The 6000-nt window shown below is 65.4% G+C and carries 4 protein-coding genes; 2 read left to right on the top strand and 2 right to left on the bottom strand.

The window, feature by feature from the left end:
- On the top strand, positions 1-1866 hold a 1866-nt coding region (locus tag EYB53_RS21665), incomplete at its 5' end, for a tetratricopeptide repeat protein (RefSeq protein ID WP_135480978.1).
- A 131-nt stretch (positions 1867-1997) separates the two neighbouring features.
- Here the strand turns inward: EYB53_RS21665 and EYB53_RS21660 are convergent.
- Entirely contained in the window at positions 1998-3437 is a 1440-nt protein-coding gene (locus tag EYB53_RS21660) for a patatin-like phospholipase family protein (protein WP_135480976.1), read from the bottom strand.
- 18 nt (positions 3438-3455) lie between these two features.
- Entirely contained in the window at positions 3456-4817 is a 1362-nt protein-coding gene (locus EYB53_RS21655) for a hypothetical protein (RefSeq protein WP_135480974.1), read from the bottom strand.
- 514 nt (positions 4818-5331) lie between these two features.
- Here EYB53_RS21655 and EYB53_RS21650 point away from each other — a divergent pair.
- On the top strand, positions 5332-5961 hold the full coding sequence (locus tag EYB53_RS21650) for a DNA alkylation repair protein (RefSeq protein ID WP_256439738.1): 630 nt from the start codon (positions 5332-5334) through the stop codon (positions 5959-5961).
- Positions 5962-6000: the final 39 nt, after the last annotated feature.

Here is a 6000-nt window from a genome sequence, read left to right as displayed (position 1 = left end):
ACGCTCGCCACGGCGATGAACCTGGCCACCACGCTGTCTGACCAGGGCGACTACGTCGGCGCCCGCGCCCGCTACGAGGCCATGCTGGAGGCCCTAATCCGCCTGCTCGGCGCGGAGCATCCCGACACGCTCGCCACGGCTATGGGTCTGGCCAACACGCTGCTCAACCAGGGGGACTACGGTGCCGCTCGTTCTCGTTACGAGGCCGTGCTGGAGGCCCAAACCCGCCTGCTCGGCGCGGAGCATCCCAACACGCTCGCCACGGCGATGAACCTGGCCACCACGCTGTCTGACCAGGGCGACTACGCTGCGGCCCGGGTGCGCTACAAGGCGGTGCTGGAGGCCCAAACCCGCCTGCTCGGCCCCGAGCACCCCGACACGCTCGTTATCGCCAACAACCTAGCCAGCACGCTGGCGAACCAGGGAGACTACGCCGGTGCCCGCGCCTTCTACGAGGCGGTGCTGGAGGCCCGTATCCGACTACTTGGCCCCGAGCATCCCGCCACGCTCGCCACGGCTATGGGTCTGTCCAACACGCTGTTCGACCAGGGGGACTACATCGGCGCCAGAACACGCTACGAGGCCGTGCTGGAGGCCCAAACCCGCCTGCTCGGCCCCGAACACCCCGACACGCTTGCCACCGCCAACAACCTGGCTACCACGCTGGACAAGCAGGGGGACTATGTCGGAGCCAGGACACGCTACGAGGCTGTGCTGGAGGCCCAAACCCGCCTGCTCGGCGCGGAACATCCCGACACGCTCGCCACGGCGATGAACCTGGCCACCACGCTGTTCAAGCAGGGGGACTACGGCGCCGCTCGTTCTTGTTACGAGGTCGTGCTGGAGGCCCAAACCCGTCTGCTCGGCCCCGAACACCCCGACACGCTTGCCACCGCCAACAACCTGGCTACCACGCTGGAGAGCCAGGGGGACGACGCCGGTGCCCGCGCCCGCTACGAGGCCGTGCTGGAGGTCCAAACCCGCCTGCTCGGTCCCGAGCACCCCCAGACGCTCGTCACTGCTATGGGTCTGGCCAACACGCTGTCCAACCAGGGGGACTACATTGGTGCCAGAACGCGATACGAGGCCGTGCTGGAGGCCCGCACCCGCATGTTCGGGATTGAGCATCCCGACACGCTCGCCACCACCTACAACCTGGCCAATACGCTGGCGAACCAGGGAGATGACGCCGGTGCCCGCGCCTGCTACGAGGCGGTGCTGGAGGCCCTAACCCGCCTGCTTGGCCCCGAGCACCCCCAGACGCTCGACACCGCCTACAACTTGGCCCTCACGCTGTTCAACCAGGGGGACTACATCGGCGCCAGAACGCGATACGAGGCCGTGCTGGAGGCCCAAATCCGCTTGCTCGGCCCCGAACACCCCGACACGCTTGCCACCGCCAACAACCTGGCTACCACGCTGGACAAGCAGGGGGACTATGTCGGAGCCAGGACACGCTACGAGGCTGTGCTGGAGGCCCAAACCCGCCTGCTCGGCGCGGAACATCCCGACACGCTCGCCACGGCGATGAACCTGGCCACCACGCTGTTCAAGCAGGGGGACTACGGCGCCGCTCATTCTCGTTACGAGGCCGTGCTGGAGGCCCAAACCCGTCTGCTCGGCCCCGAGCACTCCGACACGCTCGTCACTGCTATGGGTCTGGCCAACACGCTGTTCAACCAGGGAGACTACGCCAGTGCCAGGACGCGCTATGCGACCGTGCTGGAGGCCCTAACCCGCCTGCTTGGCCCCAAACACCCTGCCACGCTATTCACCGCCCAAAACCTGGCCAAACTTGACTCACATTCCGATCGCTCATCGCGACGCTGGTGGCAGTTCTGGCATCAATCAGACAAGGAGAGTTGAGGATGGTCTTTCCTACCGCTCACGCGCCATGGTAATGAGGCCGAGCCACACGCTGAGCCGTAAATGCGCGCGGGAGCAGCCACGAATGCTCCTCCCGCCCCGTGTTGCCCGTCCCTACCCACCCACGCCCCTCACCACAGCTCCCCCAACCGCGGCAGCAGCAACTGCTCCAGCACCCAGGCGTAGATCGCGTCAGGGCCGGGCGGGTCGATCTGGTTAACGATCGCCTTTAGGCGGCGGCGCAGCCCGTCCTCGAAGACTTGGCGCACGCTGCGCTTTGGGTCGCGGCTGCTGGGGATGGCGCCGAGCGCTGCGTAGCTCGACAGGTCGGCGCTCAGCTTGGGGTCGTCGTCCGGCGCGTAGAAGTGCTGCCCCTCAGGGCGCTCGACCGCTGCGGTGATGCCGAGCACCTCCTGGGCTACCCGCCGCGCGTCGGCCGCCCCGCGCTGGAAGTCGTATTGGCGGAAGCGCTCATCCAAGAAGGCCGACAGGGCGCAGATCAGGTAGGAGCCCTTGAGCCGCGGGTCGTCCACCCGTGGCAGCACCAGTGCAATCTTGTCGAGCAACTCGACCTCCGCACGGTCGACGCCGGGGATCGCCGCCTGCCCGCGCTCGACCCGCCCATCAATGTTTTTTGACGGCAGCACCACCTCGCGGTCGAACTGCACCGCCCGGCTCTCCGCCATCACCGCGGTGAGCAGCGAACGTCCGTAGGCTAGCAGGCTGCGCTGCGCCGGCCGCTCCGCCACCGGGGTGGAATCCACTGGCCGGACAACATCCTGCGAGGGGTCGACGATGATCACCCAGCGCTCGTCGCCGGGCGCGTCGTTCTGGCGCGCGTAGTGCCAGGCCAGGTCGATCGGCAGGTTGTTGAAGGTGCCGCCGTCGCAGTAGATAAAAGTCGCTGCGCCTTCAAACTCCGGTCGCTGCGGGTAGTGTGCCGGGTTGGCGGCCTCGCGCTGGATTGCCACCGGCGGAAAGACGAATGGCAGCGCCGCCGAGGCGATCCCCACCTGCTGGATGCGCTGCCAGACCGGGTCGGTCGGCGGGACCGCCGTGTCGAAGACAAACGTCTCCTGCTCGGCGTAGCGATCCTGCAGGAACGGCTCGGCGCGCCCATCGGCGCGCATCATGATCCGCGATCGATAGCTTAAGCCCTCAACATTGGTGATGGTGAGCGCGACGGTCAGTGAGGTGCCGATCAGCGGCGATCGCTTGGCCGGAGTGGTTGGATCGGGCCAGGCGAGCACCTCGCGCGCGACTGCATTCAGCCGTTCGCTGCTCAGCAGGGTGATCAGTTGGTCGTCTGTAAGCTGCGGGACGAGCAGATCGGCTATATCAATCTGCTTGACCCATACGTCGTGCAGCGCCGTCGCGCCGCCCCGGTAGAGCAACCCGTGGGCGATCAGGGCCGCGGTGGTCGCACCAGCGGAAGCGCCGGTGATGACGTCGATCTCAAAGCTGCCGTCGGCCTCCAACCAGCGCAGCAACTCGTCAAGGGCACCGGCGATATACGAGCCGAGCGATACGCCGCCGCTTAGCACGAGCGCTACCCGCTTCTTCTGTGTCATGTTCGTCTCCTCATGCGCCTAGAATGTGATTTCCTCAGCGAGTGTGCGGAGGAAGCCCTCGTCCGGGCCGGTCTCCCCTAGGAAGGCCGGCCGCTCGATCGACTCGATGAAGGTCAAGGCTCGCTCGTGAAGCTCCGCAAGGGCCTGCTCATCATGTGCTTCGAGTTGCTGGAGCGCAAGCTGCGCGGCGGGTGGCACCAAGCGGTGGCAGATCCACTCTTTTGGCCGAAGTGGGGTTCTTCCCGAGAGATAGTGGGCCAGTTCCTGCGTGCGCTGCGCATCCTCGCCGAGCCGGGGCGTCAGGTCACGGAGCCGGTGGCCGCCGAGGACATCGAGCGGTGTCGCGATGGCGAGCTCGGCAACGATTGCGGCCTGACGCAGAAATGGCCCGAGATCGGACGGCTGCGGGAGCCCGGCGGCGCGCTGACGAAGCGCGCTGGCATCGGCGCTCAGTGGCGCAATCTCGCAGCGCTCGAGCATCTGCGCGATCAGCTCGATGCGCACGAAGGCGTCGGGGTGCTCATCGTTACGCACCACTTCCCCGTGCTGCGGCGCCTGGGGGACGAGTAGCGCGGTGAGACAGGCGGCGAAACCGGCACCGCCAAGGAGTACACCAAAGGCATCGGCGGTAATCTCATCGGCCCAGCGCGTCCAGATCTGACGCCGCGCAGGGTCGACTCCCGCAGCCGCCAGCCGATCCACGATCTTCTGGCGCAGCTCCTCAGCGATACGTTGCCCGCATCCGCCGCTACGCAGATCCTGATCCAGGTTGTGCCCGACCTCGTGGTGCAGCGTGGCGTAGAGCCAGAAGCAACCGGCGTGGTCGGGTGGCAGGACGATAATGGGGATGGGCAAACGCTGGGTCAGGTAGGGGCGTAGGGTCATGCCGAGGGCGCGAACCTCCGACTGGCGGGGGAAGATGAGCGGCGAGAGGCCAGCCTCGATCCAGACCAGAGGCGGCTCACGGTACTTGCCGTCGATCAACCCCCAGTCGCGGGCTACCTGGATGCAAGGCCGATAACAGTCCTCGGCAACCAAGTCGGCGGCGTCGAGCAGCCGCTTCTCCGCCGGGTCAAGGCGCTGGGCATAGATCGTCCGGAAGAGCCGCCACAGGCCGTGTGAGCCAGCGATCTCGCCGAGCAAGTCGGCGTACGTCTTGGCCATGGCGGCAGGACTGCGATCCAAGGCCAGTTCCGTCAATAGATTGTCCTGGCGCTGGAGTAGAACCTCCATCATCGTCTTCAGCGTCGCAACCTGACTCTGGTGAATGCCTTGCCCGGCCTCATTGGCGTCAACCGCAATAGTATGAGCCGCTATGTCGTCGTGCAGGATGCGCATACGGTGAGCGATCTCGGCCGGCAGCCACAGTTGTGCTGACATACCCTTACTCCTCAAACAAATGGCGTGAAGCCACCGTAGAAAAAACAAGCTCTGTCAGAAGTGTGCCACAGCCAGCGTTTTGAAAGCGTTTCAAGGGGGCGGTAACAGGCCAGGAAAAGCTATCTCATCGTTATCTCATCCAACGATGGTATCCAGGGGATCCGAGCAGCACACGGCTGTCAACGAGGTGGCGAACGCTATGAAGGAGGCATTGTCTTGGGGTAAGTCCCGGCGCTTTGTCCTGAAGATGCACCGCCTGTGTTAACAGCCAACTGAAAACCGAAAGGTAGCCGGTGCTGAGGCCCAGGTAGGCGTATTTCCTGGCGCAGGAAGGCTCCCAGTCGGTATGCCTCCGCAGCGCGCAAGCTGATAATGTCCAACACTTGGTGGCTATGCTACACTGGCAGCGATCTGGCTTGTCGGCCACATTCAGGAGTAACCATGGCCCCTGCTTCGCCCGATGCTGCACTGATCATCGCCCGCCTGGAATCACTGGCAAGCCCCGAGGACGCCGCTGGCATGGCCCGCTTCGACATTCCGCGGCGCCCGCGTCCTCGGCGTGCCGGTGAAGACCCTGCGCGCCATTGCTCGCGAGACTGGGTGCAACCACGCCCTGGCCGAGGCGCTCTGGGCCTCCGGCATCCACGAGGCGCGTATCCTGGCCAGCATCGTCGCCGAGCCAAAGTGCGTAACGCTCGCGCAGATGGAGCAGTGGGTGGCCGACCTCGACTCGTGGGATCTCTGCGATCAGTGCTGCACCAATCTCTGGGTGCGCACGCCCTTCGCCCGTGATCAGGCTCTGGTCTGGAGCGAGCGGGACGAGGAGTTCGTTAAGCGGGCCGGCTTTGTGCTCATGGTGCAGGTGGCTGGTAAGGACCAGAAAGCCCCCGCCGAACTATTCCAGCGCTACCTCGCCCGCGCCGAGCGTGAGGCACATGACGAGCGCAACTTCGTGAAGAAGGCGGTAAACTGGGCCATCCGTGAGATCGGGCAGCGCAGCGCCGAATTGAATGAGACGGCTATCGCCGTTGCCCAACGCCTGCAGGCGTCCGACTCGCGCACGGCCCGCTGGGTCGGCAGCGATGCCCTGCGCGAGCTGACCAGCACAAAGATCGCCCAGCGCGTGGCCCGGCGCGAGCTATAGATATATCAGACTGAATCTCGACAACAGCACCTAAAACAT

Source organism: Candidatus Chloroploca mongolica (genome assembly GCF_004762035.2).
Lineage (GTDB): Bacteria > Chloroflexota > Chloroflexia > Chloroflexales > Chloroflexaceae > Chloroploca > Chloroploca mongolica.
Note: the sequence above shows the minus strand (reverse complement) of the source record. Positions and strands in the feature narration are given on the sequence as shown.

Coding starts and splice junctions, on each gene's coding strand:
- EYB53_RS21660 (WP_135480976.1), bottom strand. CDS start 3,437: ATGACACAGAAGAAGCGGGTAGCGCTCGTGCTAAGCGGCGGCGTATCG.
- EYB53_RS21655 (WP_135480974.1), bottom strand. CDS start 4,817: ATGTCAGCACAACTGTGGCTGCCGGCCGAGATCGCTCACCGTATGCGC.